Below are 26,916 nucleotides of genomic sequence, written 5' to 3'. Positions count from 1 at the left end.
CCCGCTGCGAGCCGTACCGTCCATGTCCAGCCAACTTGACGCCCTGCGCAACCACACCACCGTCGTCGCCGACACGGGGGATTTCGAAGCCATGAAGGCGCTGCGTCCCACCGACGCCACCACCAATCCGTCCCTAATTCTCAAGGCGGTCCAGCAGGACGCCTACCGCCCCCTGCTGGAAAAGACCGCGCGCGAACACCGCGGCGCGCCCACCGCCGAACTCATGGACCGCCTGCTGGTCGCCTTCGGCCGCGCCATCCTGGACATCGTCCCGGGCCGCGTGTCGACCGAGGTCGATGCCCGCCTGTCCTTCGACACCCGCGCCACCATCGAACGCGCCCGCAGCCTGATCGCCCTGTACGAAGCCGCCGGCGTGCCGCGCGAGCGCGTGCTGATCAAGATCGCCTCGACCTGGGAAGGCATCCAGGCCGCCCGCGCGCTGCAATCGGAAGGCGTGCGCTGCAACCTGACCCTGCTGTTCTCGCTGCCGCAGGCGGTGGCTTGCGCCGACGCCCACGTGCAGCTGATCTCGCCCTTCGTCGGCCGCATCTACGACTGGCACAAGAAGTCCGCCGGCGCCAACTGGGTCGAAACCGACAACGCCGGCGCGCGCGATCCGGGCGTGCTGTCGGTCACCCGGGTCTACCAGTACTACAAGCATTTCGGCATCTCCACCGAGATCATGGGCGCGAGCTTCCGCAACGTGGGCCAGATCCTGGCGCTGTCGGGCTGCGACCTGCTGACCATCAGCCCGGAACTGCTGACCAAGCTGGCCGGCACCGAGGGCGACGCGCCCGCGCAATTGCGCGCGGACGGCATCCCCGACCACATCGCCCGCATCGGCGCGGACGAAGTCACGTTCCGTACCCTGCTCAACGAAGATGCGATGGCCAGCGAAAAGCTGTCGGAGGGCATCCGCCTGTTCGTGGCGGACGCGGTCAAGCTGGATGCGTTGATCGAGGCGCAGCGCGCCTGAGCGGGACTTTCCGCCGCCATATCGGCAAGCATGCGCGCGGCCCCAGTGGCCGCGCGCGCCCATCAGCGGTGATCGTGCGAGTGCACCTGCAGCGCTTCCAGGAAGCGCGACACCATGTTGTAGGCCGCCACCGTCGCGGTCAGCTCCACGATGAGTTTTTCCGAGCCCATGGCCGCGCGGGCCGCCTGGAACACGGGTTCAGGCACCTGCACATTGCGCGTCATGGCGTCGGTATACGCCAGCACCGCCCTTTCGCGTTCGTCGAACAGGTCCGAACTTTCCCAATCATTCAGCGCGTCCAGCTGCGCCTGCGACACGCCTTCCTTGAGCGCGATGGGCGCATGCTGGTCGGCCTCGTAGGGCGCGCCGTTGATGGCCGCCACGCGCATGATGACCAGTTCGCGCAGGTCGCCGGGCAAGGTGCTGAGCTGGCGGATCGAGGTCAGGTAATTGAGCCAGCCGCCTGCCACGGCGGGACTGTGCAGCAGCATCTGGTACAGGTGCAGGACGCTGCCGCGCTCGGCGACGATGCGGTCCACCAGGGGCTTGGCTTCGGGATGGGTCAGGTCGGCGTAGGATAGGCGGGCCATGGAAAACTCCGGTCAGATCTTTTCGGTTTCGCCGGACCTGGGCTGCCATTTCATCAGCCGCTTTTCGCCCATGCCGACGACGGCGTCCAGCACCAGCGCAAACGCCGTGAGCACGATGATGCCCGCGAACACGGTGTTCACATCGAAGGTGCCTTCGGCCTGCAGGATCAGGTAGCCCACGCCGCTGGCCGAGCCCAGGTATTCACCCACCACCGCGCCCACGAAGGCCAGGCCCACCGAGGTATGCAGGCTGGAAAACACCCAGCTGGTGGCGGAAGGCAGGTACACGTGCCGCAACAGCTGGCGCCTGCGCGCGCCCAGCATCCTGGCGTTGTCCAGCAAGGTCGGGCTGACTTCGCGCACGCCCTGGTAGACGTTGAAGAACACGATGAAGAACACCAGCGTCACGGCCAGCGCCACCTTGGACCAGATGCCCAGGCCGAACCACATGCCGAAGATGGGAGCCAGAATGACGCGCGGCATCGAGTTGGCGGCCTTGATGTAGGGATCGAGGATCGCGCTGGCGCCGGGCGACAGGCCCAGCCACAAGCCGAAGGCCAGGCCGGCGATGGTGCCGATGAAAAAGGCCAGCACGGTCTCGGTCAGCGTCACGCCCAGATGGGTGTAGATGTCGGCGTTGGTCACGAACCAGGCCCAGATGCGGCCCCACACCTTCAACGGTTCGCCGAAGAAGAAGGCCACCTTGGGATCGCGCGAGGCGAAATGCCAAACGAGAAGAATGATGACGAGCAACAGCAACTGCCAGAAGCGCAGGCTGGCCGAACCGGGTTTGATCAGTTTGGGCATGGCCTAGGCTCGCTTCTGTTGGGCATAGCCCTTCAAGACTTCTTCGCGCAACACTCCCCAGATGGCGGCGTGCAACTCGACGAAGCGCGGATGCGTGCGCACTTCGGCCACGTCGCGCGGGCGCGGCAGGTCGATGGCGAATTCGCCGATGGGGTGCGTGCCCGGCCCTGCCGACAGCACCACCACGCGGTCGCTCATGGCGATGGCCTCGTCCAGGTCGTGCGTGATGAAGAGCACGGCCTTGCGCTTGGCCATCCAGAGGTCCAGGACCTCGTTCTCCATGAGCTGGCGGGTCTGGATGTCCAGAGCCGAGAACGGCTCGTCCATCAGGATGATGTCGGGATCGCGGATCAGCGTCTGCGCCAGCATCGCGCGCTTGCGCATGCCGCCCGACATCTGGTGCGGATAGCGGCCTTCGAAACCGCCCAGGCCGACGCGGCGCATCCATTCGCGGCCGCGCTCCAACGCCTGCTGGCGCGGCACGCCGGCAAAGTCCAGGCCCGCCACCACGTTGTCCAGCGCACTGCGCCAGGGCAGCAAGGCCTCGCCCTGGAACATGTAGCCGGCGCGCTCATTGATGCCGGACAGCGGCTGCCCGAACACCTTCACCTGCCCCGAGGACGGCGCCAGCAAGCCGGCGCCGACGTTGAGCAAAGTGGACTTGCCGCAGCCGGTCGGGCCCACCACCGACACGAACTCGCCTGGCTCGATGGCCAGGGTCGTGTCGCTGACAGCGGTGTAGCGCTGCGACCGGTCGTCGCGGGAGACAAAGGTGCAGCTGATGTTTTCCAGCGACAGCGCGGCTTCAGCCATTGGGGTACTTCTCGTTGGCGCGGCGCGCGTAGTCGTTGGTCCAGACCTTGGACGGATCGATCTTGGAACCGTCGAAATCCGCCTGGTAGGCGGCCAGCGCCTTGAGCGCGGTGGCCGCGCCATCCTCGGGAATCATGCCGTCCGGCGACAAGCCTTCCAGGCTCTTGGCGATGGCGGCCTTGTACACGGCCGGATCGCCCAGCAGATAGGTTTCCGGCACGACCTTGGCGATTTCGTCGGCGCCGGCCTTCTGGATCCACTTGTCGGCGCGCACCAGGGCATTGGCCAGGGCCTGGGTGGTGTTGGGATTGGCGTCGATGAAGGCTTGCGGCGTATACAGGCAGCCCGCCGGCATGTTGCCGCCGAAGATGTCCTTGGTGTCCTTGAGCGTGCGCGTGTCGACGATGATCTGGATGTCGCCCGGCATTTCCAGCATCGACACCACGGGGTCGGTATTGGAGATGGCGTCGATCTGGCCGCTGCGCAGCGCGGTCACCGCGCCGGCGCCGGCGCCCACGCCAATGATGGAGACGTCCGACGCCTTCAGGCCATGCTTGGCGAGGAAGAAGCTGACCACCATGTTGGTGGACGAGCCCGGCGCGGTCACGCCGATCTTCTTGCCCTTCAGGTCGGCGGGGCCCTTGTAGTTGGGCAGGTTTTTCTTGGACACGCCCACGCCTATCATCGGTGCGCGGCCCTGCAGCACGAAGGCGCGATAGGCCTGGCCCTTGGACTGCATGGACAAGGTGTGCTCGAACGCGCCCGACACGATGTCGGCGCTGCCGCCCACCACGGCCTGCAAGGCCTTGGAGCCACCCGCGAAGTCCGCGATGCTGACGTCCAGCCCTTCGTCCTTGAAGTAGCCGCGGGCTTCCGCGATGGACAGGGGGAGATAGTAGATCAGCGGCTTGCCGCCGACTGCGATCTGGACCTTGGTCTTCTCCAGCTTCTGCGCGCGCACGATGGCGGGCGCCATGCCCATGACGCCGGCGGCGCCGGCCATCTTGAGCAGATCACGGCGAGTGACTGACATGTGCTTGTCTCCTAGTTGTCGGGCAGACCGATAGCGCCGGTCTTTGCCAGCTCTTCTATAGCCGCTGAATCATACCCCAGCGATTTCAGGACTTCCTCGGTATGTTCCCCTAATACCGGACCCACCCAGCGCGTCTCGCCGGGCGTCTCGGACAGCTTGGGCACCACGGCCGGCAGCTTGACCGGCGTGCCGTCGGGGAAGCGATGCTGCTCTATCATGCGGCGCGCCAGGAACTGCGGATCGCTGAACATGTCGGCCACGCTGTAGATCTTGCCCACCGGCACGTCGGCGCCCTTGAGGACGCCCAGCGCCTCTTCGATGCCGCGCGCGCCGCACCACTGCTGGATGGCGCCGTCGATCTCGTCGACGCGCTTGGCGCGGCCGTCGTTGCGCACCAGTCCCGGATCCGCGGCCAGGTCGTCGCGGCCGATGGCGCGCATCAGCCGGTGGAAGATCGCGTCGCCGTTGCCGGCGATGACGATATTCTGGCCATCGCGGGTGGTGTAGGTATTCGAGGGAACGATGCCGGGCAACGCGCCGCCGGTGCGCTCGCGCACCACGCCGGCCACGTCGTATTCGGGCACCAGGCTTTCCATCATGTTGAACACGGCCTCGTACAGTGCCACGTCCACCATCTGGCCCTGCCCCGCCTGGCAATCCGCGCCCTGCCTGCCGTTCCAGCGCCCGCCGGTGGCGTCGCGGTGGCGCAGCGCCATCATCGCGCCGATCACGCCGTGCAAGGCGGCGATGGAATCGCCGATGGAGATGCCCACGCGCAGGGGCGGCCGGTCCGGATGGCCCGACACGTAGCGCAGCCCGCCCATGGATTCGCCGATGGCGCCGAAGCCGGGCTGGTCCTTCATGGGACCGGTCTGCCCATAGCCGGACAGCCGCACCATGATGAGCGCGGGGTTGATCGCGCGCAGCTGTTCGTAGCCCAGGCCCCACTTCTCGAGCACGCCCGGGCGGTAGTTCTCGACCACCACGTCGGCGTCCAGCGCCAGCCTGCGGGCGATTTCGCGCGCGCGCGGGTCTTTCAAGTTGAGTGCGATGGATTGCTTGTTGCGGGCCTGCACCGTCCACCAAAGGGAGTTGCCCTCGTGCAGATGGCGCCAGCTGCGGATGGGGTCGCCGCCGCCCGTGCCGTCAGGCCCGTGGGGCGTCTCCACCTTGATGACGTCGGCGCCGAATTCGCCGAAGATGCGCGCGGCGAACGGGCCGGCAATGAGCGTGCCGAGTTCCAGGACCTTCAGTCCGGTCAGCGCTGACATGGTTTGTCTACCTCACTGTTTTGCCGTTGCCGATACATTGCCGGCAAGGCGTTCTGGTACTGCGGAATCAGGTGGTCTTGCGCTCCATCAGGGCCCAGGCGATGGTCCCGGCGTCGACGTATTCCAACTCGCTGCCGGCAGGCACGCCACGCGCCAGCCGCGTGACCCGCAGCCCGCGTTCGCCCAGCGCTTCGCCCAGGAAGTGGGCGGTGGTTTCGCCTTCGGCGGTGAAGTTGGTGGCCAAGATGACTTCCTGCACCACGCCGTCGGTCGCGCGCTTGATCACCCGCTCGAAATCCAGCTCGCGCGGACCGATCCCTTCGAGCGGCGCGACCCGGCCCATCAGCACGTAGTACAGGCCGCGATAGCCGTGGCTGGACTCGATCATGTTCTGGTCGGCCGGCGTCTCGACGATGCACAGCAGCGAGGGATCGCGCTTGGGATTGACGCAGGTGCCGCAGACGTCTTCTTCCGAGAAGCTGTTGCAGCGGGCGCAATGCTTCAGGTCATGCACCGCGCCTGCCAGCGCCCGCCCCAGCATGTCCGCGCCTTGCGGATCATGCTGCAGCAGGTGATAGGCCATGCGCCGAGCGGAGCGCACGCCCACGCCGGGCAGGCGCCGCAGCGCCTCGATCAGCGAGACGAGCGGCTCGGGTTCAGGCAGTAGCGGGTCCATTGCGGCCTTGGGGCTGCGTTCAGAACGGCAGCTTCATGCCCGGGGGCAGCGGCATGCCGGCGGTAACCGAGGCCATCTTTTCCTGCGAGGTGGCTTCGGCCTTGCGCAGCGCGTCGTTGAACGCGGCGGCGACCAGGTCTTCCAGCATGTCCTTGTCGTCGCCCAGCAGCGACGGGTCGATGGCGACCCGCTTGACGTCGTGGCGGCAGGTCATGGTGACCTTGACCAGGCCGCCGCCGGAGGCGCCTTCGACCTGGATATCGGCCAGCGCGTCCTGCGCCTTCTTCATGTTTTCCTGCATTTGCTGCGCCTGGCGCATCAGGCCGGCCAGTTGTCCTTTCATCATGATCGATGCTTCCTTGAACGAGGGGAATGAGAGATAGCCGCCGCGTCAGGCAGCGGCGGCGGGGGAATCAACGTGGCGGATCGAGCCGGGCACGACTTGGCCGCCGAAATCGGCGACGAGCGCCTGTACAAAAGGATCGACTGCGACCGCGTCTTCCGCGGCCTGCTGGCGGGCGGCGCGTTCGGCCTGGGCCACGGCATGCGCCGTCGCCTCGCCCGTCACGCCGACCTCGACGTCCAGCCGGATGCCCTGCCCGAAATGTTCGCACAGCACCGTCTGCAGACGGACGCGGCTTTCGCTTTCGGCCAATGTCTTGACAGCCACGCGCAGGATGACGGCATCGCCCTGCACGCCGGCCCATGCGCTCTGGCGCGCCAGCTCCGCCGCCAGGCCGGTGACCGGCAGGCGCGCGGCCAGCTCGGGCCAGGTTTCCGAAGTCATGTCCGTCAGGCGGGCGCGTGACGACTGCCGTTTGCGCGCGGGCGCCGGACCTTCGCGCCTGGCTGGCGCGGCGGCGGGCGGCATGGCCGAGGGCGCGCTGGCCAGGGTTTCAAAATCATCGTCGTCGGGGTCCGACGTAAAGCCGTTGTCCGGCGCGAAACCGCCTTCGGCTTCGAACGGGATTTCTTCGTCGACCCAGGAGGGCGGGCCTTCGCCGTCGTCGGCCTGGGGCGCCGGCGCGATGGCCGCGGCGGTGGCCGGCGTGACCGCCAGCGCGGCCGAACCCGCGGTCTTGCCGGCGTCGGATTCGGATGCTGTCGGCGCATTGGCCGGCAGTTCCTCCCAGGGCGGCACGCTGCCGGCCTGGGCGTCTTGATCGGCTTGCGCCACGGCGGCGGGCTCGGGTTCCGCGGCAGCGGGCACAGATTCGGGCGCCGGAGCGGCAGGTGCGGCAGCGGCTGATTCGGCCATTGCGGCCTCTTGCGCAGCCGCAGGCGGCGCCGGGACCGCGGGAGCCGGCGCGGGCGCTGCAACCGGCGCAGCAGCGGGCTGGACCGGTGCGGTTGCGGGCTCGGCTTGCGCCACCGGGGGCGCGGATGCGGCAACAGGCGCGGCGGCCACGGCTGCATCGGCCGTCTGGCGGGCCGGCGCGGCAGGCGCTTCCAGCGCGGTCTGCGGACCGGCGTCGCCATTGAGCGCCAGCATGCGCAGGCAGGCCATGATGAAGCCCGCGTACTCGTCGGGCGCCAGGGTCAGTTCGCTGCGGCTATGCACCGCCACCGAATAGAAAAGCTGCACCGCGTCGGGATGCAGGACCTGCGCCAGCCGGGCGATGTCGCCGGCCAGGGGATCCTCGGCCGGCGTCACGCCGCGCACGCGCTGCTCGATGGCCACGCGCGACAGCAGCACGGCCAGGTCGGCCAGCGCGCCGGCATACGACAGGCCGCGGATGGCCAGTTCGTCCGCCACCGCCAGCACGCCCTTGGCGTCGCCGGTAGACAAGGCATCCAGCAGGCGCACCAGATGCCGCTGATCGATGGTGCCGAGCATGCCGCGCACGGCGTCCTCGGTCAGGTTGCCGGCGCTGTAGGCGATGGCCTGGTCGGTCAGCGACAGGGCGTCGCGCATGGAGCCCGAAGCCGCCTGCCCGATCAGCCGCAGGGCCGGCACCTCGAAACCCACGTCTTCCTGTCCGAGCACGGCCTGCAGATGGCCGACGATGGAGTCGGCCGGCATCTGCTTCAGGTTGAACTGCAGGCAGCGCGACAGCACCGTCACCGGAATCTTCTGCGGGTCGGTGGTCGCAAGGATGAATTTGACGTGCGGCGGCGGCTCTTCCAGCGTCTTGAGCATGGCGTTGAACGCGTGCCCGGTCAGCATGTGGACTTCGTCGATCATGTAGACCTTGAAACGCCCCGCGCCCGGCGCATATACCGCCTGTTCCAGCAGCTGCGTCATTTCCTCGACGCCGCGGTTCGAGGCCGCGTCCAGTTCGAGATAGTCGACGAAACGTCCGGCATCGATCTCCGTGCAGGCGCGACAGACGCCGCAAGGCTTGGAAGTGATGCCTGTTTCGCAGTTGAGCGACTTGGCCAGGATGCGCGAGAGCGTGGTCTTGCCCACCCCGCGGGTTCCCGTGAACAGCCAGGCGTGATGCAAGCGTTGGGTGTCGAGCGCATGCGTCAGCGCGCGCACCACGTGATCCTGTCCCACGAGGGTATCGAACGATCTCGGCCGCCACTTGCGGGCCAGTACCAGATAAGTCATGGGTGGATTGTAGAGCCTGTTTCGCAAGCTGGCCCGAAATGGCCGGTCCAGCTTCCGGGGTTCGGCGCAGAAGCATGACAGCCATGCCCCGCGCGGCCTGAAACGCAAAGGGGACGGGTTTATTCCCGTGGAACGTATCCTTGGAAAATAACCCCGTCCCCCTTGAAAGCGACGACATCATGGATAGTCATGACGCGTTGCCTTGAAGAATCCGGTTGGCGAGCCTTACTCCGGCACTGACCCTAAACGACTATGGCTGCTTCGTTCCCGACCTGACCAGGTTCACCGCCGAACCATGCGGAGGGGCCCGCCAACCAAGATTCTAGCAGAGCTGCGCTTCGCTTGCTTGCTCGAATCTTGGTTGGCGGGCCCCGGGGGGCTGTATGTGGGCCCCCTCCCCAGCCCTCCCCCCGAGGGGGAGGGGGTTGGGACTTCGCTTCGCTGGTCCTTTCGGCTCGCTTCGCTTTGCCTCTCTCTTCGCTTTGCCTCTCTCTTCGCTTTGCCTCTCTATTCCCTTTCCCTCTTTATTCTTTCAGGTCGATCCAGGCACGTGCTCTTGGGAAGTACAGGGCGGCGCGTGCAGTGCGGCCGTCCAGGGCCGTGACTTGGGCGCAGTAGCGCAGCAGTTGATCGCCGTGGCGTTGGCGCATGCGGGTGGCGAAGGCGGTGGGAGTTTCGCCAGGGTGCGGGCGGCCGGTCTTGTAGTCCACGATGAGCCAGCCGTCTTCGGTGCTGAGGGCCAGGTCGATCACGGATACCTTGCCGGCGGCGTCTATCAGGGGCCATTCGCGGCGGGCGCCGGATTGGGACAGCAGCCATAGGCCGCGTTCGTCGGCCAGGGTGGCTTGCAGGGTTTCGAGCACGGCTTCGGAGGCGGCGTCGGCCTGGCTGGCGGGAATGCCTGCGCGCGTCAGCTGGCGGCGCATGGCGGGCTGGCGTTGGGCCAGCGCGTCGGCGGACCAGGCGTGCACGCCGTCCTGGCCGATGCGCGCGAGCCAGGCATGCGACAAGGTGCCAATGGCGGCGTCGTAGCCGGCTTCCAGCTGCCAGGCGGGATGCTCGCCGCCATCGCCCCAGGAGCCGCGCGCCGTGGCGCCAAAGCCGGGGCTGACCGCCACGTCGGCCATGCCCGCCAATTGCGCCAGGCCGGCGCGGTCCACGCGCCGCAAGGGTTCGCCCTGCCACTCGGGGCCGTCGGCTTCCTGCGCCATGGTTTCGCCGTCAAGCGACGGCGGGGCCGGTATGGCCAGGCATGGCCACAAGCGTCCCAGCAGGCTGGCGGAGGACGGCGTCTTGACCTGGCCGCTGGCCTCATCCACCGACACGTGGCCCACCAGATGCAGGCGCTTGCGCGCCCGCGTCGCCGCCACGTACAACAGGCGGTCGATTTCGTAGGAGGCGCGGCGCGCCTCGCGTGCGCCCAGGTAGCGAGACAGGGGATCGGCCTCGGTTTCGGCGCGCGGCTTGACCGGGCCGAACAGCACGCGGCCGCCGCTCTGCTCGAAGCGCACCAGCGGCGCCTGGTCGCCGCGCGGCGCGCGGTGCAGGCCGTACAGGATGACGGTTTCGAACTGTAGGCCCTTGGACTTGTGCATGGTCATGATTTCGACCGCGCCCGTGTCTTCGTCCGCCGCGTCCGGCGCGGCGAACAAGCGCGCAATGCCGGCATCCAGCGCGGCGACGTCGATAGCGCCGTGCGGCGCCAGGCGTTCGACCAGTTGGAACAGGCTTTCCGCGTCGTTGGCGACAGACAGGCCAGCGTACAGCGCAGGGCCGCCCAGGCGGCGCCACAGCGACTCCACCCAAGCCGCGAAAGGCATGGCGCCCGAGGCGTTGCGCTTGTCGAGCAGGATGCCCGCCACCTGGCGCAAGCGCTCGAACTCGTCGGCGCCGAGCACGCTTTGCGCCGATGGCGTGTCCGGCGCAGCGGGCGCCGCGTCGAACAATGACCCCTGAGGCGCGCTGGCGGCGGCCGCAGGCGCGGTCTGCGGCGCGATGCGCAACGCGCGCTCCAGCAGCACCGGCACCGGCGTGATGTGATCGTCGCCGAACAAGCGCTGCAGGGACGTCAGCGTCAGGCCGCAATACGGCGCGCGCAGCACCGACAGCCAGGCCAAGCGGTCGCCGGGATGCGACAAGGCCCGCACCAGCTGCACCAGATCCGCCACCACCGGCCGCAGGGCCAGCGGCACCAGGTCCACCGCCCGGCAGCGTATGCCTTCCTGCGCCAGCCGGCGGGTCAGATTGCCCAGGTGGCTGCGCGCCCGCACCAGCACGGCAACGGGATGCTTGGCGCCCTTATGGTCGATCAGCGCCTGGCGCACCAAGGCCACCGCGATGTCCTCGGCCTGCGTTTCCGCGGGGGCCGCGCCTTCGCGCGACCACGCCGGATGGAAACGCACCGCGGGTTCCGGCAATGCTTCGTGGAAAGCGGTGGACGGGCTGTAGGCGATGGCTCCCGCCGCCGCGTCGCTGCGCCGGGGCAGCAGTTGCGCGAACGACTGGTTGACCCATTCGACGATGCCGGCCTGCGAGCGGAAATTGTCGGTAAGGTTGAGGAAGTCCGGCTGCAGCTCGCCCACGCCGATGTCGGCCACTTCCAGGAACAAGCCCACTTCGGCCTTGCGGAATCGGTAGATGGACTGCATCGGGTCGCCCACCAGGAACAGGCTGCGGCCGTCGCCCTGCTGCCAGCCCGAGGTCAGCGTGCGCAGCAGGTCGAGCTGGGTCTGGCTGGTGTCCTGGAACTCATCGATGAGAAGATGGCGGATCGAGGCGTCCAGCTTCAGCAGCAGTTCGCCCGGGTCGTCGGCGCTGCCCAGCGCGGCCGCGGCGCGCTGCGCGATTTCGATGAAATCCACCTCGCCCGTGTCGGCAAAGCGCAGCCGCAACTGCGCCACCGCCAACGCCAGCGTCATCAGCTGCGCGCCCAGCACTTCCCATTGCGCATCGGTGAAATGCGGCGCGGGCACGTCGCGCACCGCATGCAGGCGGCGCACCCAGACGGCATCCGGGTCGGCGGCTTCCAGCCACGCCACGAACGGTTCCTTGTGCGCGCATTTGGCGGGAAAGCCCTGGTTCTTGTTGACGGTCTTGCGCAAGGTGCCGGTGCCCGTCAACAGCAGGTGCGCCACGGCTTGCCAGAGCTCCAGCGCGTCGGCGTCGGGCGGCGGTTCTTCCGTCCAGTCCAGCAAGGCCAGCAACTTGTTTTCCGCCTCTCCATCTTGCAGATTGGCGGCAGCCAGCCGCGCCGGACCGCATAGCGCTTCGGCCCAGCCATAGGGCATGGCCTCGCTGAGCGCGTCCAGGTCCTCGCCGATGGCCTCGGCCAGCATGGCTTCCATGCCCTCGCGGTCCGAGCCGTGGCGCAGCAGCGGCAGCCACTGGTCGCGCTGCCCCAGCATGTCGGCGATGGCCTCCTTGGCCGCCTGCACATCCACGTCCAGGTGCTTGAGCAGGATGCGCACGGCCTCGTAGTCGTCGGCAAGATCCAGGGTGGCACGCGCGGCGGCCTCGTACTGGGCGCGCGCATCGTCCGTGATCTCGGGCATGCCGCCCAACTCGGACAGCCAGGGCATGCTGCGCACCAGGCCCGCGCAGAACGAGTCGATGGTGCGGATGGCCAGCCGCGCGGGATGGTCCAGCAGATGCCAGCCCTGTTCGTCGTTGCGCGCCAGCGCGGCGCGCGCGAGTTCCCAGCTGCGGCGCTCGTGCATGGCTTCAGGCGGCGCGTCCAGTCCGCGGCGCAGCTTGCTCAGCACGCGCGCATGCATTTCGGACGCGGCCTTGCGCGTGAAGGTGATGGCGACGATTTCTTCCGGACGGTTCACCGTGGCCAGCAGCGCCAGGATGCGGTCCGTCAGCAGCTCGGTCTTGCCGGAGCCGGCCGGCGCCTGCACCAGGAACGAACGTGCCGGGTCCAGCGCGTCGGCGCGCGCAACGTGGTCGTGCGGCAAGCGTTCTTGTTCAGCCATGGTCATGCGTCCTCATCATCCAGATGCAAACGCAGGAACGGCAATGCATCGCAGTATTTCAGATCGTCGCGGCGATACGCCACGTTGGCCGCGTAGCCCGCGGCATACTCGTCGGCCAGCGCTTCGATGGCCGTGCGCCAGCGCTGCCGGATCTCCAGCCAGGACAGCCCGTCGAAGTACTTGCTGTCGCTGGCCAGCGTGACGCCGGGCACGCCCAGGTCTTCGTCGGCCAGGCCCTGCGCGGCGACCTGCCGCGCGTGGATCTGCGCCAGCACCAGGCCCGCCACTTCGCCGCCCGCGGCGTCCGCCAGCACCGATGCGTAGAACGGCAGCTGCACGTTCACGGGGCGGCTGCGCGACCAGTCCGGTTCGGGTTTGGCCGCCGCCACGCCGGTCTTGTAGTCCACGATGACGTTGCGCCCATCGCCCAGCGTGTCGATGCGGTCCAGCCGCAACTTCAGGTTGAGCGCGCCGCGCTGCCATTGATGGTTCTTTTCCACCTGCGCCACCGCAAAGGGCAGGCGCTGCGCTTCCATGTCCAGCCAGGATGCCAGCACGGCCTGGGCGCGCTGGCATTCCAGCGTGCGCAAGGCGGGCGCATAGGCTTTCAATTCCTCGTCCGCCGCCTGCGCCACCGCCTGCTCCAGCAAGGCAGGCAGGCGGCCCTCGGCCATGACCTCATGCAGCGCGTCCTGGTCGGGCATCATGCCCCACACCAGTTCCAGCGCCTTGTGCAGGAATTGGCCGCGCACGTTGACCGTCGCCGCATCGGCGTAAGGCGCCATTTCGCGGCCACCCAGGCGATGCCGCACAAAGGCCCACAGCGGATTGCGCGCCTGAGTGTCCAGCACGTCCAGGCCGCCGCCGCCGCGGTTGCCGGCGGCCAGCGCGGGCCCCTGCGCATCGTCCAGCGATTCCTGCGGCAAGGCGGGCAATGCTTCAGCTACAGCGGGCGTCCAGTCCGTCAGCGCGGCCGCCGCGATCAGCGGCGATGGGCGCAATTCGCGTTCGCCGTCCATGTGCGCGTGGCTGACGATGAGCTCGGGCGCGCAGCGGCACAGCGCGGCATACATGCCCTCGGCCCACTCGCGTTCGCGCTCGGGCGTGGCGCGCGGCGCCTTGGCCTGGCGCAGCACGGCCAGCGGCAGCAGCGGGTTGGGCTTGGGCGACGCGGGCAGCACGTCGTCGGTCAGGCCCAGCATCCAGACGCCGTCCCAATAACCGCCCTCGGCCTCCAGCAAACCCAGCACGTCCAGACGCGCCGAGGGGTCGCGCTGCGGCTGGAACGAGGCGGAGCGCGCCACGCTATCCAGCAGATTCACGGCGGCCACGCCGCCCAGCCGGCCGGCGGCCGGCGCCAGCGCCGAAAAGCTGCCCAGCGCATCGCCCAGCGCGCCCATCACCTGATAGCCGACGCTGTCCAGCACGCCTTCGCCGGGGAAACCCAGCGCCATCAGCGCGGCCTTCATGCGCAGCATCCACACGTCGCAAGTCGCCTGGCGGCCGCCCTGCGTCCAGATCTCCATGGCCTGGTTCCAGGCCTGCGCCAGCGCAGGCAGATCCGCCAGCAGCTTGCGCCAATCCTGCGGGCTGACATGCAGTTGCGCCTGGCGGCGCCAGCGCGCGTCGATCGAGGCCAGCCGCGCGCGGTCGCGCACATCGCCCGCGCAATGCCCGCCCGACAAAGCCGCGCCCAGCACCTCGACGCCGCAGCCCTTGCCCGGCGCGCATTCGGCCAGGGCGCGCAGCCATGCCAGCGCGGCGCGCGCCATGGGCCACTCGTTCAAGGGCCGGCCCACCGCCACGTTGAAGGCGTACGCGGCTTCGCCCCCGTGCCCGGCCAGGGCCTGGCTCAGCACCCGCCGCGCGAAAGGCGATTCCGCCTCCAGCTGGGGCGAGACGATGGCGTAGCGGCCATGGGGATGCGCCTTCAGGCGCTCGGCCGCCCAAGCCGCGGCGGCGCGCCATTCCGCGCCTTGATCCGCGGCTTCAAACCGCCGCGCCGCGGTTTCGATGCGCTGCGCATCGCGCCACTGCGAGACTTCGGCGCCTTGTGCTTCAAAGGCCTGCAGCAGCCGGCGGAATCGCGGCGACATGTCCGTGAACCCTGCCAGCACCAGTTGCCGCGGCACGGGCAGGCGCCCGTCCTCCAGCGCCCGCAGCACGCGCGCGTAGCCCTGGTTCGCGTCCTCGGCATCGATGCCGGCCAGCGCCTGGTGGTAGCGCGCACGCCATTTCGCAAAGCCGCGGTATTCATCGGTGTCCGCGCCCGACGGCACCTGCAGCTCCCACTCGTCCATCAGCAGGTCCGCATCCATCGACAAGCGCGCGGCCTGGCTCGCGTCCAGCAGCACGCGTTCGGCTTCTTCGGCGCGGATCGCCTCGGTCCACACCAGCTGCGTGGCGAAGCTGTCCAGCCGGTAGGCCGGCACGTCGTCATCGGCCTCGAACGCGAGTTCATTGGCGGCATCGGCCAGCCAGGCGGACAGCGGCAGGATGCGCGGCAATTCGCTGACCTGGCGCTCCTGGCGCAACAGGCCTGCCAGCTCCAGCGTGAGGCGGCGCGACAGGCGGTTGTTCACCGTCAGCACCAGCGTGTCGGCGGCAGGCATGCCGCCGATGTCCGGCAGCGATAGATCGGAATAGGAAGGCGATGAGTCCTGCATGGGTATCCGGAGCGCCCGCTCAAGAGCGCGCGCGATGAGGGAAGAAATACCGCCGTAGGATACCGCGAGGCCGAGCGGAAAACGCGTCTAGAAGCCGCAGAGCGCGGCCAGGTTTTCCCAGTGGATCTGCATTTCCGGCGTGGTGTAGCCCCAGAACGCCAGGCCCATGACGGCGACCAGGGCCAGCGCGCCCGCAACCCGCCAGCCGCGATGGCGGCGCGCGGCGGATGCGGAGGGAGTCGAAGATTTCATGGGCGGCCGCGTCTCAGGCCGCGGCCGGCTGGGCCACGGGTTGTTCGCGCACCGGCAGGCACAACAGCGCGGCAATGATGGCCAGCGCCACGCCCAGCCACCAGACAGCGTCGTAGTTGCCGGTCTTGGCGTAGGCGTATCCGCCCAGCCACACGCCGATGAAGCTGCCCAGTTGGTGGCCCAGGAAGACGATGCCGGACAGCGTGGCCGCATAGCGCAGCCCGTAGATCTGGCCGATCAGGCCCTGCGTGAGCGGCACGGTTCCGAGCCAGAACAAGCCCATCCACGCCGCGAAGGCATACAGCACCCATGGCGACAGCGGCATCCACAGCAGCAACAGGATGCCGAAGGCGCGCATGCCGTACACCACGGCCAGGAGACGCTTCTTGCTGTACTTGCCGCCCAGCTTGCCGGCATAGAACGAACCCAGCACGTTGAACAGGCCGATCAGCGCGATGGCGGTCGCGCCCTGCCCCGCGCTCAGGCCGCCGTCGGTGACGTAGGCCGGCAGGTGCAGCGTGATGAAGGCGGTATGGAAGCCGCAGACGAAATAGCTCCAGAACAGGAAGTGGAACGAGGGGTGGCGCACCGCCTGCTTGACCGCCGAGGCCAGCGATTGCTGCGGCCCGCTATGGGCTTGCGGACGTCCGCGCAGGAAATAGGCCAGGGGCGCGCCGCAAGCGACAAAGAGCGACAGCACCCACAAGGCGCCCGGCCAGTCCAGGCCGCTGATCAGCACCTGGCCCGTGGGCACCACGGCAAACTGGCCCAGGGAGCCGCCAGCGCTGGCGATGCCCATGGCCGTGCTGCGGTAGGCCGGCGGCACGGCGCGGGCCACCACGGGCAGGATCACGGGAAAGGTGGTGCCGGCCTGGCCCAGCCCGACCAGCACGCCGGCAGTCAGGTACAACGTGGCTTCGTCGGTGGCGAAGCGCGTGCCTATCATGCCCAGCATGTACAGCACCGCGCCCAGCGCGATGGTGCGGCCCGAGCCGTAGCGGTCGGCCAGGATGCCCATGAAGATACAGGCCACGCCCCACACCAGGTTCTGCAGCGCGAAGGCCATGGAGAACACTTCGCGCCCCCAGCCCTGCGCCAGGCCCATCGGCTGCATGAAGAGCCCAAAGGTGGCGCGTACCCCCATGGCGAGCAGCACGACCAGCGTGCCCACGATCAGGGTACGGGTGAAATTCGTATCGGTTTGGTTAGACATGAAACCCGTTTTTCGTTGTTTTGGTTCGCCGCCCCCTCCTCGGGACGGTCCGGCGCGCGGCGCAGGACTCGGACATCATATACAAATAGCCCGCGGGCTCCGGGAATAGCCACGTCGGGGGCCGGGTTCGCGGCGTCGGGCCGCGGGCACCGGATTTGGGGCTTGCGCCGCCTGCTGATAGACTTGCGTCCTGCGCCGAATCCCCTGTCCCCGGTGATAAACTCAGGACCGGAAGATTCGCAGCAATATCAAGGCCTTAGTGAGCAGGCGCGGTCTCTTCGACCGACCCTGCCGCCTGATCGGAAATAGTCTCGCCGTAGTTAAATGGATATAACCGGCCCCTCCTAAGGGTCAATTGGTGGTTCGATTCCACCCGGCGAGGCCATCCTTGGCGTCGGCTCCGACGCTTTCTTCCCCAGCATGTTTCCTATTCTCATGACGCCGCCGCACTTTTTATGAGTGCGTTTTGCCGTGGGCGCCCAGGACAAAAACCTCGCATTCAGCCGGATGAGGGTTAATCCGGGCTACGCTCACGCGCGGCGTACCGTTAGCTTCTCGGACTTGTCTTGTGACGAATTGAAGCCACGTCAATACGTCACTAATATTTTTTTGAACGATGATATCGAATCGCCTTGCGCGCAACTTGAAATTGCTGTTTAAATTCGACGCGTAAGCCTCTAATTCATCTGGACTTTTCCTGACCCGACGAAACGCCGGCTTAAGAAACATTTACTGACAGACTGACAAGCCAGCTCAAACCATGGCATTTCCCTGGAAACGTGCGATTGCGAACGCGATAGCGCCGGTGGCGCTGGCGGTGTGCGCGCTCCTGCCCCCCGCCGCGCAAGCCGCGAAGAATACGGACCCTTGCAAGACCAACGCCAAGTCGTCGGCCTGCAAGGCGCAACAAGCGAAGAAGGCTCCGGCCCCCAAGGCCAGCTCCGGCAAGAGCGCCTCGGGCAAACAAGCCGCCTCTTCCGCCAAAAAGGCTCCCCCAAAATCCTCCTCCGGCAAGAAAGCCGCCGCCCCCAAGGGCGGCAAGCAGGTCGCCGCCAAGGGCACGCCGCCCAAGAAGGGCGCGGCCGCCGGCAAGAACGGCAAGCCGAACAAGCCCTCTCGCGCGCAACGCGCCGCCGCCACCGCCGTGCTGGGTTCGGCCGCCATGCCGCCGCCCGCTGCGTCGATGCGCGCCGAAGTCGCCGCCCTGCGTTCCAGCACCGCCTACGTGCAGGACCTGGAAACGTCCACGGTCATCTTCGCCAAGAATGAAAACGTGGTGCGTCCCATCGCTTCCATCTCGAAGCTGATGACCGCCGTGGTCGTGGTCGACGCCAACCTGCCCATGGACGAAATGCTGGAGATCACCGACGACGACGTCGACGGCCTCAAGCACACCACGTCGCGCCTGCGCGTGGGCACCAAGCTGACGCGCGGCGACATGCTGCATTTGGCGCTGATGTCGTCCGAAAACCGCGCCGCCAACGCGCTGGGCCGCCACTATCCGGGCGGCCTGCCCGCTTTCGTGGCCGCCATGAACGCCAAGGCGCAGGCGCTGGGCATGACCAGCACCCGCTTCATCGAACCCACCGGCCTGTCCAGCGACAACGTCTCGTCGCCGCACGACCTGGCCCGCCTGCTACGCGCGGCCTCGCAACGCCCGCTGATCCACCGCTACTCCACCGATACCGAGTACGACGTCGAGGTCAACAACCGCACGCAGACCTTCCGCAACACCAACCTGCTGGTGCGCAAGCCCGACTGGGACATCAAGGTGTCCAAGACCGGCTACATCAACGAAGCGGGCGAATGCCTGGTCATGCTGGCCCGCATCAACGGCCGCGACCTGGCCATCGTGCTGCTGGATTCGCAAGGCAAGCTCTCGCGCATCGGCGATGCGGTGCGCATCCGCCGCATCGTGCAGAACGAAGTGGCGATGGCGTCGATCCAGTCTGGCGGCTGAACGCCGGCCGCGCTACGCTGCCACATGAACAAAGGGCCCGAAGATTCGGGCCCTTTGCTTTTTGGCGTCGCGGCAGCGACAGCCAGTGTGGCCGTTTATGCAGCCTTGCGTTTCGGCCGCAAAGGCTGGGCGTCGTACAGTGTGGGCGGCAGGCCTTCCAGCACGGCCTGCGGGTTGAGCGAACGGATCGGGACGGCTGCGTCCAGGGGAATGCGGCCCTCTGCCTGCAGCAGTTGGTAGCGCAGGCAGCACACGCGCAGGAACGAGGTGAAATTGGCGGCCTCGCCGCGGTACTCGATCAATTCGTCGTACAAGCGTTCGATCAGCTGCGTCACGCGCATGCCGTCGCGGCCGGCGATTTCTTCCAATACCTGCCAGAACAGCTGTTCCAGCCGCAGGCTGGTGGCCACGCCGTGCAGCCGCAGCGAACGGGTTTCCGGCGCGTAGGACTGCTCGCTGGCGCGGATGAAGATTTCACACATGGGAGCTCCTGGAACTCGGGACGGGACCTTGGGCCTGGGCCGGGAGGCCTAGCGCCGACTGTACGCCGTTTGCCGCGGCCCCGGCAAGACGCGGCGGCCGGCCTCTTTCTGCAACCACACGTTTCCGGCGTCAGCGGACAGCCCCTCCGTTGATATAAATCATGGCTGGGAAGGCGCCCACGTTCGAGCATAAGGAATCTTGATCAGACTTCGGAGGCAGTGATGGATAAAACCATGAAAGCGGCGGTTGCTCGAGCATTCGGCAAGCCCCTGGCAATCGAAGAGGTCGCGGTGCCGCGCCCGGGTCCGGGCGAATTGCTGGTGAAGATCGAAGCCTGCGGCGTGTGCCATACCGACCTGCACGCGGTCGAAGGCGACTGGCCCGTCAAACCCAACCCGCCCTTCATTCCCGGCCACGAAGGCGTCGGCCACGTGGTGGCGGTGGGCGCGGGCGTAACCCACGTGAAGGAAGGCGACCGCGTCGGCATTCCCTGGCTGTATTCCGCCTGCGGACACTGCGAGCACTGCCTGGGCGGTTGGGAAACGCTGTGCGAACAGCAGCAGAATGCCGGCTACTCGGTGAACGGCGGCTTCGCCGAATATGCGCTGGCCGCGGCCGACTACGTGGGCCTGCTGCCCAAGAACGTCAGCTTCGTCGACATTGCGCCGGTGCTGTGCGCCGGCGTCACCGTCTACAAGGGCCTGAAGATGACGGATACCCGTCCGGGCAACTGGGTGGTCATTTCCGGCATCGGCGGACTGGGCCACATGGCGGTGCAATACGCCAAGGCCATGGGCCTGAACGTCGCCGCGGTGGACATCGACGACGCCAAGCTGGACTTCGCCCGCCGCCTGGGCGCCGAGGTCACGGTCAACGCCAAAACCACCGATCCGGCCGCCTACCTGAAGCGCGAGATCGGCGGCGCTCACGGCGCGCTGATCACGGCGGTGTCGCCCAAGGCCTTCGAGCAGGCGCTGGGCATGGTGCGGCGCGGCGGCACCGTGGCGCTCAACGGGCTGCCGCCGGGCGACTTCCCGCTGTCGATCTTCGACATGGTGCTCAACGGCGTCACCGTGCGCGGCTCCATCGTGGGCTCGCGCCTGGACCTGCAGGAATCGCTGCAGTTCGCCGAAGAGGGCAAGGTGCACGCCACCGTCGCCACCGAAAGCCTGGAGAACATCAACAACGTGTTCGACCGCATGCGCCGAGGCCAGATCGAAGGCCGCATCGTGCTCGATTTCGCCTGATCGCCTAGCCACGCAAGGAAAAGCGCCAGGGCTGCACGCTTGCAGCCCTGGCGCTTTTTGGCCTTGGAGATCAGGGCGTGATCTTGGTGCCCAGCACCGCCAGGAATTGCGACATCCAGGCCGGATGCGCGGGCCAGGCCGGCGCCGTCACCAGATTGCCGTCGGTGTAGGCCTGGTCGATGCCAATCTCGGCATAGGTGCCGCCCGCCAGGCGCACTTCCGGCGCGCATGCGGGATAGGCGGAGCAGGTGCGGCCCTTCAGGATGCCCGCCGCGGCCAGCAATTGCGCGCCGTGGCACACCGCCGCGATGGGCTTGCCGGCCTTGTCGAAGGCACGCACGATGTCCAGCACCTTTTCGTTCAGGCGCAGGTATTCCGGCGCGCGGCCGCCCGGAATCACCAGGCCGTCGTAGGACGACGGCTCGACGCGATCGAAGTCGTAGTTCAGCGCGAAATTGTGGCCGCGTTTTTCCGTGTAGGTCTGCGCGCCCTCGAAATCGTGGATGGCGGTGGCGATGGTGTCGCCCGCCTTCTTGTCCGGGCATACCGCGTGCACCGTGTGCCCCACCGTCAGCAGGGTCTGATACGGCACCATGGTTTCGTAGTCCTCGGCGTAGTCGCCGACCAGCATCAACAGTCGCTTGCTCATGTTTGTCTCCCAGGGATGGCGGAAAGCCGGTTCAGCGCCCGTGGCCGGGCTCCGGTTCTTGATCTACGCCCCTATTGTGGCGCCGCCTTCGGCCGGGGTGGTGGTATGGGAATACCACGCGCGCGCAAGCGCCCTACTCCAGCGCGACCGACACGCCCTTGGCGCCCAGCAGCGTCACCAGCACCTTGGGGTCTATGCCGATCAGATAGCCGCGCCGCCCGCCGTTGATATAGACCACCGGGTAATCCAGCACTTCGGCCTCGACCCACACCGGCATCTTCTTGCGCGTGCCGAATGGCGAAGTGCCGCCTACCTGGTAGCCCGAATGGCGCTGCGCCACCTCGGGCTTGCAGGGCTCGACGCGCTTCAGTCCAGCCTGGCGCGCCAGGTTCTTGGTGGAGACTTCGCGGTCGCCGTGCATGACCACGATCAGGGGCTTGGCGGACTCGTCCTCCATCACCAGGGTCTTTACCACCGCATGCGGATCCAGGCCCAGCTGGCGCGCGGCTTCGCCCGCGCCGCCGTGGTCGACGTAGTCATAGGTGTGTTCCGTGTACGTCACCTTGTTCTGCTTGAGGAACTGGGTGGCGGGCGTTTCGGAAACGTGGCGGGCTTTGCTCATGGTTATGCGTGAAGAGAATTTTGAAACGGCGCGTGCCGGCTAGCCGCGGGGATGGTGCGCCGCGTGCAGCGCCTTCAGGCGTTCGCGCGCGACGTGCGTGTAGATCTGCGTGGTGGAGATGTCGGCGTGGCCCAGCAGCATCTGCACCACGCGCAGATCGGCGCCATGGTTCAGCAGGTGCGTGGCGAAGGCATGGCGCAGCACGTGCGGCGACAGCGGCGCGCGCACGTCCGCCAGCAGGGCGTATTTCTTCACCAGCTGCCAGAAAGCCTGGCGCGACATGGCTTCGGCCCGCCCTGTGATGAAGAGCGCGTCGCTCACGCGCCCGGCCGCCAATTCCGGTCGCCCGGACTTCAGGTAACGGTCGATCCAATGCGCGGCCTCCGCGCCCAGGGGCACCAGCCGGTCCTTGCCGCCCTTGCCCAGCACCACCCGCACCACGCCTTCGTTCAAGCTCACGTCCAGCGTGCGCACGCCCACCAGCTCGGACACGCGCAGGCCGGTTGCGTACAGCGTTTCCAGCATGGCGCGGTCGCGCAGGCCGCGGGCCTGTTCCAGGTCGGGCGCGCGCAGCAGGGCGTCCACCTGCTGCTCGGACAGGGTCTTGGGCAGGCGCGGCGGCTGCTTGGCGGCGATCAGGGTCAGGCAGGGATCGCGCTCGGCGCGGTGTTCGCGCAAAGCCCAGGCGTAGAAGCGGCGCAGCGCGGCCAGCCTGCGGTTGGCGGTGGTGGCGCGGGTTTCCTCGTGGCGGAAGGCGAACCAGGCTTCGATGTCCGCCTTGCCGGCATCGCGCAAGGGCTTGGCCGGCCCCGCTGGCAGCGCGTGGGCCTGCGCCGCATCGCCGTGGCGGTCGGCCATCTCGCGCGCGTAGGCTTCGGGGTCTTCCAGCCAGCGGGCAAAGCCGGTCAGGTCGCGCCGGTAGGCGGCCAGGGTATTGGCCGACAGGCCGTCTTCCAGCCAGACGGCGTCGATGAAGGCGTCGATATCGGCCTGGGATTCAAGCGGGGGGCGGGTCGCGGGCATGCCTGGATTCTACGGCTCAGCGTCCACCCACACCCGCGGCGGTGGACTTCAGCCAGCTCTCGAACAGCTTGAGCGCCTCGGAGCGTTCGCTGCGCTGGGGATAGCCGAAGTAATAGCCCTGGCTGACCGCCAGGGATTGCGGCACGGGCATCGCCAGCGTGCCCTGGTCCAGCGCGGGCTGGGCCAGGAAACGCGGCATCAGCCCGACGCCCAGGCCGGCCTGCACCGCCGCCATCACCATGGTGAAAAGCTCGTAGCGCGGCCCGCCTGCGGCGTGCGGGCCATAGAGATGGCTATTGGCCGCGTACCACTGGCGCCAGGCGTCCGGCCGCGAAGCCAGGTGCAGATGGGTCATGCCGGACAAGGCGCTGGCGCCGGGCTCCGGCGTGCGCGCCGCCAGCTCCGGCGCGCACACCGGCACCAATTCGCGTTCGGGGAACAACAGCACGCCCTGGGTGCCCGGCCACAATCCGTCCCCGTGGTACAGGGCGCCGTCGAAGGGCTGGTCCTTGAACTGGAACGGCAGCGTGCGCACGGACAGGCTGACGGTGATGTCGCCATGCTCGCGCTGGAAGTCCGCCAGGCGCGGAATCAGCCAGGTCGTCGCCAGCGTGGGCACCACGGCGATGTGGATGCTGCGGCCCATGCCGGTACGGCTGACCAGGCCGAAGGTGTCTTTTTCGATCTGGTCCAAATGGTGGCGGATGCGGCCGGCGTATTCCGCCCCGTGGTCGGTCAGCACGATGCGCCGCCGCACCCGGGTGAACAGCTGCACACCCAGGCGCGCCTCCAGGCTGGCCACCTGGCGGTAGACGGCGCTGTGCGTCAGGGACAATTCCTCGGCTGCTCGGGAAAAGCTGCCCAGACGGGCTGACGCTTCAAACGCCTGCAAGGCGCTCAGGTTGGGAATGCCGTTTCTCATATCGCGGGAACCGCCAGGTGCCGGCGGGCGCCGCCGCTGCCGCGCCGCGCGGATCTTGCCGCGGCGCAGCATGGCAGCTCGTGCCGGTGGGTCAATAGATTGTGCAATTTTATCAATTGCATTGTGCGATCAAGGAACATTATGCTCGGATGTCCTAACCTCGGCTCATCATGACCACTACCCCCATGTCCCAGCAAGAATCCCGCCTTGGCGGACACATCCTGGTCGACCAGTTGGTTGCACAGGGCGTCAAACACGTTTTCTGCGTTCCCGGCGAAAGCTATCTGGCGGTGCTGGACGGCCTGCACGATGCGGACATCAAGGTCACGGTGTGCCGCCAGGAAGGCGGCGCGGCCATGATGGCCGACGCCCACGGCAAGCTGACCGGCGAACCCGGCATCTGCATGGTGACCCGCGGCCCGGGCGCGTCCAACGCGCTGGCCGGCGTACACATCGCCAAGCAGGACTCCACCCCCCTGATCCTCTTCGTCGGCCAGATCGAGCGCGGCATGCGCGAACGCGAGGCCTTCCAGGAAATGGATTACCGCGCCGTGTTCGGCACGCAGGCCAAGTGGGTCACCGAGATCGACCAGGTCGAGCGCATCCCCGAACTGGTTTCGCGCGCCTTCCACATCGCCACCTCGGGCCGTCCCGGCCCGGTCGTGATCGCGCTGCCGGAAGACATGCTGGTCGAAGCCGCCAAGGTCGCCGACGCGCCGCGCTACGAAGTCATTGATTCCGCCCCCACGGCCGGCCAGTTGGCCGACCTGGAAAAGCTGCTGGCCGAGGCCAAAAGTCCGGTCGCCATCCTGGGCGGCACGCGCTGGGACGCCCGCGCGGTGCAGCAATTCGCCGATTTTGCGCAGCGCCATGCGCTGCCCACGGCCGTGTCCTTCCGCCGCCAGATGCTGTTCCCGGCCAACCACCCCTGCTTCATCGGCGACGTGGGCCTGGGCATCAACCCGGCGCTGCTCAAGCGCGTCGCCGACGCGGACCTGATCCTGCTGGTGGGCGGCCGCATGTCGGAAAACCCCAGCCAGGCCTACACGCTGCTGGACATTCCCGTGCCCAAGCAGAAGCTGGTGCACGTGCACCCCGATACCGCCGAGCTGGGCCGCGTCTACCGCCCCACCCTGGCCATCAATACCTCGCCCGCCGCCTTCGCGCAGGCGCTGGCCGGCCTGAAGGCGCCGGCCCAGCCCGCCTGGGCCGCCGGCACGCAGGCCATGCGCGAGTCCTACCTGAAATGGAGCGACCCCAGCGCCATCGCCACCCCCGGCGCGCTGCAGATGGGCCAGGTCATGGCCTATCTGGAAAAGACGCTGCCGGCCGACGCCATCATGACCAACGGCGCCGGCAACTACGCCACCTGGCTGCACCGCTTCCACCGCTTTACGCGCTACGGCACGCAATTGGCGCCGACGTCGGGCTCCATGGGCTACGGCCTGCCCGCGGCCGTGGGCGCCAAGCGCGTGTCGCCGGACAAGACCGTGGTCTGCTTTGCCGGCGACGGCTGCTTCCTGATGCACGGCCAGGAATTCGCGACCGCGGTGCAGTACGACCTGCCCATCGTCGTGGTGCTGGTGGACAACGGCATGTACGGCACGATCCGCATGCACCAGGAAAAGCATTACCCCGGCCGCATTTCCGCGACCGAGCTGAAGAATCCGGATTTCGCCGACTATGCGCGCGCCTTCGGCGGCCACGGCGAACGCGTCGAGACCACCGAGCAGTTCGGTCCGGCTTTCGAACGCGCCCTGGCCAGCGGCAAGCCGGCCATCCTGCACTGCTTCATCGATCCGGAAACCATCACCCCGGGCACGACCCTGGAAAAAATCCGCGACGCGGCGCTCAAGGCGCAGCACTGAAGGCGGGACGGAACGGGGGCGCCGCGCGCCCGCCGTTCCATTCGCCGCTTGCCGCCCGAATTATTTTAGGTTTAAACTTTCTAGCATTCCGAAATCCATAGCGGAGACCCAGCATGTCCTCGAATCCTTCCTTTCACTGGCAAGACCCCCTGTTGCTGGACCAGCAACTGACCGACGAAGAACGCATGGTGCGCGACGCCGCCCTGGCCTATTCGCAGGACAAGCTCGCTCCGCGCGTGCTGAACGCCTTCCGCAACGAACAGACCGACCCGGCCATCTTCTCCGAAATGGGCGAACTGGGCCTGCTGGGCGCCACCATCCCCGTCGAATACGGCGGCGCCGGCCTGAACTACGTCAGCTACGGCCTGATCGCCCGCGAAGTCGAACGCATCGACTCCGGCTACCGCTCCATGATGAGCGTGCAGTCGTCGCTGGTGATGGTGCCGATCAATGAATTCGGCAGCGAAGAGCAGAAGAAGAAGTACCTGCCCAAGCTGGCCCGCGGCGAGTGGATCGGCTGCTTCGGCCTGACCGAACCGAATCACGGTTCCGACCCCGGCGGCATGGAAACCCGCGCCGTCAAGACGTCCGACGGCTACAAGATTTCCGGCAACAAGATGTGGATCACCAACTCCCCCATCGCCGATGTCTTCGTGGTGTGGGCCAAGTGCGTCGGCGGCGACTTCGACGGCAAGATCCGCGGCTTCATCCTGGAAAAGGGCATGAAAGGCCTGTCGGCTCCGGCCATCCACGGCAAGGTCGGCCTGCGCGCCTCGATCACCGGCGAAATCGTCATGGACGAAGTGGAAGTGTCCGCTGACCAGATGATGCCCGGCGTGTCCGGCCTGAAGGGTCCGTTCACCTGCCTGAACTCGGCCCGTTACGGCATCGCCTGGGGTGCCGTCGGCGCCGCCGAAGCCTGCTGGCACACCGCCCGCCAGTACACGCTGGACCGCAAGCAATTCGGCCGCCCGCTGGCCGCCAACCAGCTGATCCAGAAGAAGCTGGCCGACATGCAGACCGAAATCACGCTGGCCCTGCAAGGCTGCCTGCGCCTGGGCCGCATGAAGGACGAAGGCACCGCCGCCGTCGAAATCACCTCGATCATGAAGCGCAACTCCTGCGGCAAGGCGCTGGACATCGCCCGCCTGGCGCGCGACATGCTCGGCGGCAACGGCATCTCCGACGAGTTCGGCGTGGCCCGCCACCTGGTGAACCTGGAAGTGGTCAACACCTACGAAGGCACCCACGACGTGCACGCCCTGATCCTGGGCCGTGCGCAGACCGGCATCCAGGCGTTCTATTGATCGCTTGATC

22 protein-coding genes, 1 tRNA gene and 1 other RNA gene are annotated in these 26,916 nt (G+C 67.6%); 6 read left to right on the top strand and 18 right to left on the bottom strand.

The window, feature by feature from the left end:
- Positions 1-22 precede the first annotated feature (22 nt).
- A complete protein-coding gene (gene tal, locus BRO63_RS23915; protein WP_088142188.1) occupies positions 23-976 on the top strand; it encodes a transaldolase in 954 nt (317 codons plus the stop codon).
- 62 nt (positions 977-1,038) lie between these two features.
- On the opposite strand, the gene BRO63_RS23910 is transcribed toward tal, so the two are convergent.
- The 13 genes from BRO63_RS23910 to BRO63_RS23855 form a co-directional block, all read right to left on the bottom strand.
- Positions 1,039-1,566, bottom strand: a complete 528-nt coding sequence (locus BRO63_RS23910) for a carboxymuconolactone decarboxylase family protein (RefSeq protein ID WP_088142187.1) — start codon at positions 1,564-1,566, stop codon at positions 1,039-1,041.
- Positions 1,567-1,578: 12 nt separating this feature from the next.
- Complete coding sequence (locus BRO63_RS23905; RefSeq protein ID WP_088142186.1) at positions 1,579-2,373, bottom strand: ABC transporter permease; 795 nt, start codon at positions 2,371-2,373, stop codon at positions 1,579-1,581.
- Positions 2,374-2,376: 3 nt separating this feature from the next.
- Positions 2,377-3,186 (bottom strand): ABC transporter ATP-binding protein, encoded by an 810-nt coding sequence (locus BRO63_RS23900; protein WP_088142185.1) that lies wholly within the window; start codon positions 3,184-3,186, stop codon positions 2,377-2,379.
- Positions 3,179-4,219: an ABC transporter substrate-binding protein gene (locus BRO63_RS23895; RefSeq protein WP_088142184.1), complete on the bottom strand. Its 1,041-nt coding sequence runs from the start codon at positions 4,217-4,219 to the stop codon at positions 3,179-3,181. The genes BRO63_RS23900 and BRO63_RS23895 overlap by 8 nt, the downstream gene beginning before the upstream one ends.
- 11 nt (positions 4,220-4,230) lie before the next feature.
- Positions 4,231-5,490, bottom strand: coding sequence for a CaiB/BaiF CoA transferase family protein (locus tag BRO63_RS23890; RefSeq protein WP_088142183.1), 1,260 nt, complete (start codon positions 5,488-5,490; stop codon positions 4,231-4,233).
- Between the two features lie 67 nt (positions 5,491-5,557).
- Entirely contained in the window at positions 5,558-6,166 is a 609-nt protein-coding gene (recR, locus tag BRO63_RS23885) for a recombination mediator RecR (RefSeq protein ID WP_088142182.1), read from the bottom strand.
- 19 nt (positions 6,167-6,185) lie between these two features.
- Positions 6,186-6,512 carry a YbaB/EbfC family nucleoid-associated protein gene (locus BRO63_RS23880; protein ID WP_013395612.1) on the bottom strand — a complete coding sequence of 109 codons (327 nt, stop codon included), beginning with the start codon at positions 6,510-6,512 and terminating at the stop codon, positions 6,186-6,188.
- A gap of 45 nt (positions 6,513-6,557) precedes the next feature.
- A complete protein-coding gene (locus BRO63_RS23875) occupies positions 6,558-8,720 on the bottom strand; it encodes a DNA polymerase III subunit gamma/tau (protein WP_088142181.1) in 2,163 nt (720 codons plus the stop codon).
- 214 nt (positions 8,721-8,934) lie between these two features.
- Positions 8,935-9,032: signal recognition particle sRNA small type (gene ffs / locus BRO63_RS23870), an RNA gene on the bottom strand.
- Positions 9,033-9,244: 212 nt separating this feature from the next.
- On the bottom strand, positions 9,245-12,694 hold the full coding sequence (locus BRO63_RS23865; RefSeq protein ID WP_088142216.1) for a UvrD-helicase domain-containing protein: 3,450 nt from the start codon (positions 12,692-12,694) through the stop codon (positions 9,245-9,247).
- A 2-nt stretch (positions 12,695-12,696) separates the two neighbouring features.
- Complete coding sequence (locus tag BRO63_RS23860) at positions 12,697-15,360, bottom strand: PD-(D/E)XK nuclease family protein (protein WP_088142180.1); 2,664 nt, start codon at positions 15,358-15,360, stop codon at positions 12,697-12,699.
- A gap of 87 nt (positions 15,361-15,447) precedes the next feature.
- Entirely contained in the window at positions 15,448-15,612 is a 165-nt protein-coding gene (locus BRO63_RS34310) for a hypothetical protein (RefSeq protein ID WP_179215202.1), read from the bottom strand.
- 13 nt (positions 15,613-15,625) lie between these two features.
- Positions 15,626-16,825 carry an MFS transporter gene (locus BRO63_RS23855; protein ID WP_088142179.1) on the bottom strand — a complete coding sequence of 400 codons (1,200 nt, stop codon included), beginning with the start codon at positions 16,823-16,825 and terminating at the stop codon, positions 15,626-15,628.
- A gap of 310 nt (positions 16,826-17,135) precedes the next feature.
- On the opposite strand from BRO63_RS23855, the gene BRO63_RS23850 reads away from it, so the two are divergent.
- Both BRO63_RS23850 and pbpG read left to right on the top strand, forming a co-directional pair.
- Positions 17,136-17,210, top strand: a tRNA-Arg gene (locus tag BRO63_RS23850).
- A 375-nt stretch (positions 17,211-17,585) separates the two neighbouring features.
- The gene (pbpG, locus tag BRO63_RS23845; protein WP_256943396.1) at positions 17,586-18,785 is read left to right on the top strand and encodes a D-alanyl-D-alanine endopeptidase; all 1,200 of its coding nucleotides are present in this window, start codon (positions 17,586-17,588) and stop codon (positions 18,783-18,785) included.
- A gap of 95 nt (positions 18,786-18,880) precedes the next feature.
- On the opposite strand, the gene BRO63_RS23840 is transcribed toward pbpG, so the two are convergent.
- Positions 18,881-19,267 carry a ribbon-helix-helix domain-containing protein gene (locus BRO63_RS23840; RefSeq protein WP_054451398.1) on the bottom strand — a complete coding sequence of 129 codons (387 nt, stop codon included), beginning with the start codon at positions 19,265-19,267 and terminating at the stop codon, positions 18,881-18,883.
- Positions 19,268-19,489: 222 nt separating this feature from the next.
- Here BRO63_RS23840 and adhP point away from each other — a divergent pair, with 222 nt between their 5' ends.
- Positions 19,490-20,515, top strand: coding sequence for an alcohol dehydrogenase AdhP (gene adhP, locus BRO63_RS23835; protein WP_088142178.1), 1,026 nt, complete (start codon positions 19,490-19,492; stop codon positions 20,513-20,515).
- Positions 20,516-20,585: 70 nt separating this feature from the next.
- On the opposite strand, the gene BRO63_RS23830 is transcribed toward adhP, so the two are convergent.
- The 4 genes from BRO63_RS23830 to BRO63_RS23815 form a co-directional block, all read right to left on the bottom strand.
- A complete protein-coding gene (locus BRO63_RS23830; RefSeq protein ID WP_054451405.1) occupies positions 20,586-21,164 on the bottom strand; it encodes a DJ-1/PfpI family protein in 579 nt (192 codons plus the stop codon).
- A gap of 133 nt (positions 21,165-21,297) precedes the next feature.
- Complete coding sequence (ybaK, locus tag BRO63_RS23825) at positions 21,298-21,786, bottom strand: Cys-tRNA(Pro) deacylase (protein ID WP_088142177.1); 489 nt, start codon at positions 21,784-21,786, stop codon at positions 21,298-21,300.
- Positions 21,787-21,825: 39 nt separating this feature from the next.
- On the bottom strand, positions 21,826-22,809 hold the full coding sequence (xerD, locus tag BRO63_RS23820; RefSeq protein ID WP_088142176.1) for a site-specific tyrosine recombinase XerD: 984 nt from the start codon (positions 22,807-22,809) through the stop codon (positions 21,826-21,828).
- 16 nt (positions 22,810-22,825) lie between these two features.
- Positions 22,826-23,731, bottom strand: a complete 906-nt coding sequence (locus BRO63_RS23815; protein ID WP_088142214.1) for a LysR substrate-binding domain-containing protein — start codon at positions 23,729-23,731, stop codon at positions 22,826-22,828.
- 185 nt (positions 23,732-23,916) lie between these two features.
- On the opposite strand from BRO63_RS23815, the gene BRO63_RS23810 reads away from it, so the two are divergent.
- On the top strand, positions 23,917-25,599 hold the full coding sequence (locus BRO63_RS23810; protein ID WP_088142213.1) for a thiamine pyrophosphate-binding protein: 1,683 nt from the start codon (positions 23,917-23,919) through the stop codon (positions 25,597-25,599).
- A 113-nt stretch (positions 25,600-25,712) separates the two neighbouring features.
- Entirely contained in the window at positions 25,713-26,906 is a 1,194-nt protein-coding gene (locus BRO63_RS23805; protein WP_088142175.1) for an acyl-CoA dehydrogenase, read from the top strand.
- Positions 26,907-26,916: the final 10 nt, after the last annotated feature.

It is taken from the genome of Achromobacter xylosoxidans (assembly GCF_002192695.1).
GTDB lineage: Bacteria > Pseudomonadota > Gammaproteobacteria > Burkholderiales > Burkholderiaceae_B > Achromobacter > Achromobacter xylosoxidans_C.
The sequence above is the reverse complement of the archived record's forward strand: the minus strand, read 5'-3'. Positions and strand labels throughout refer to the sequence as shown.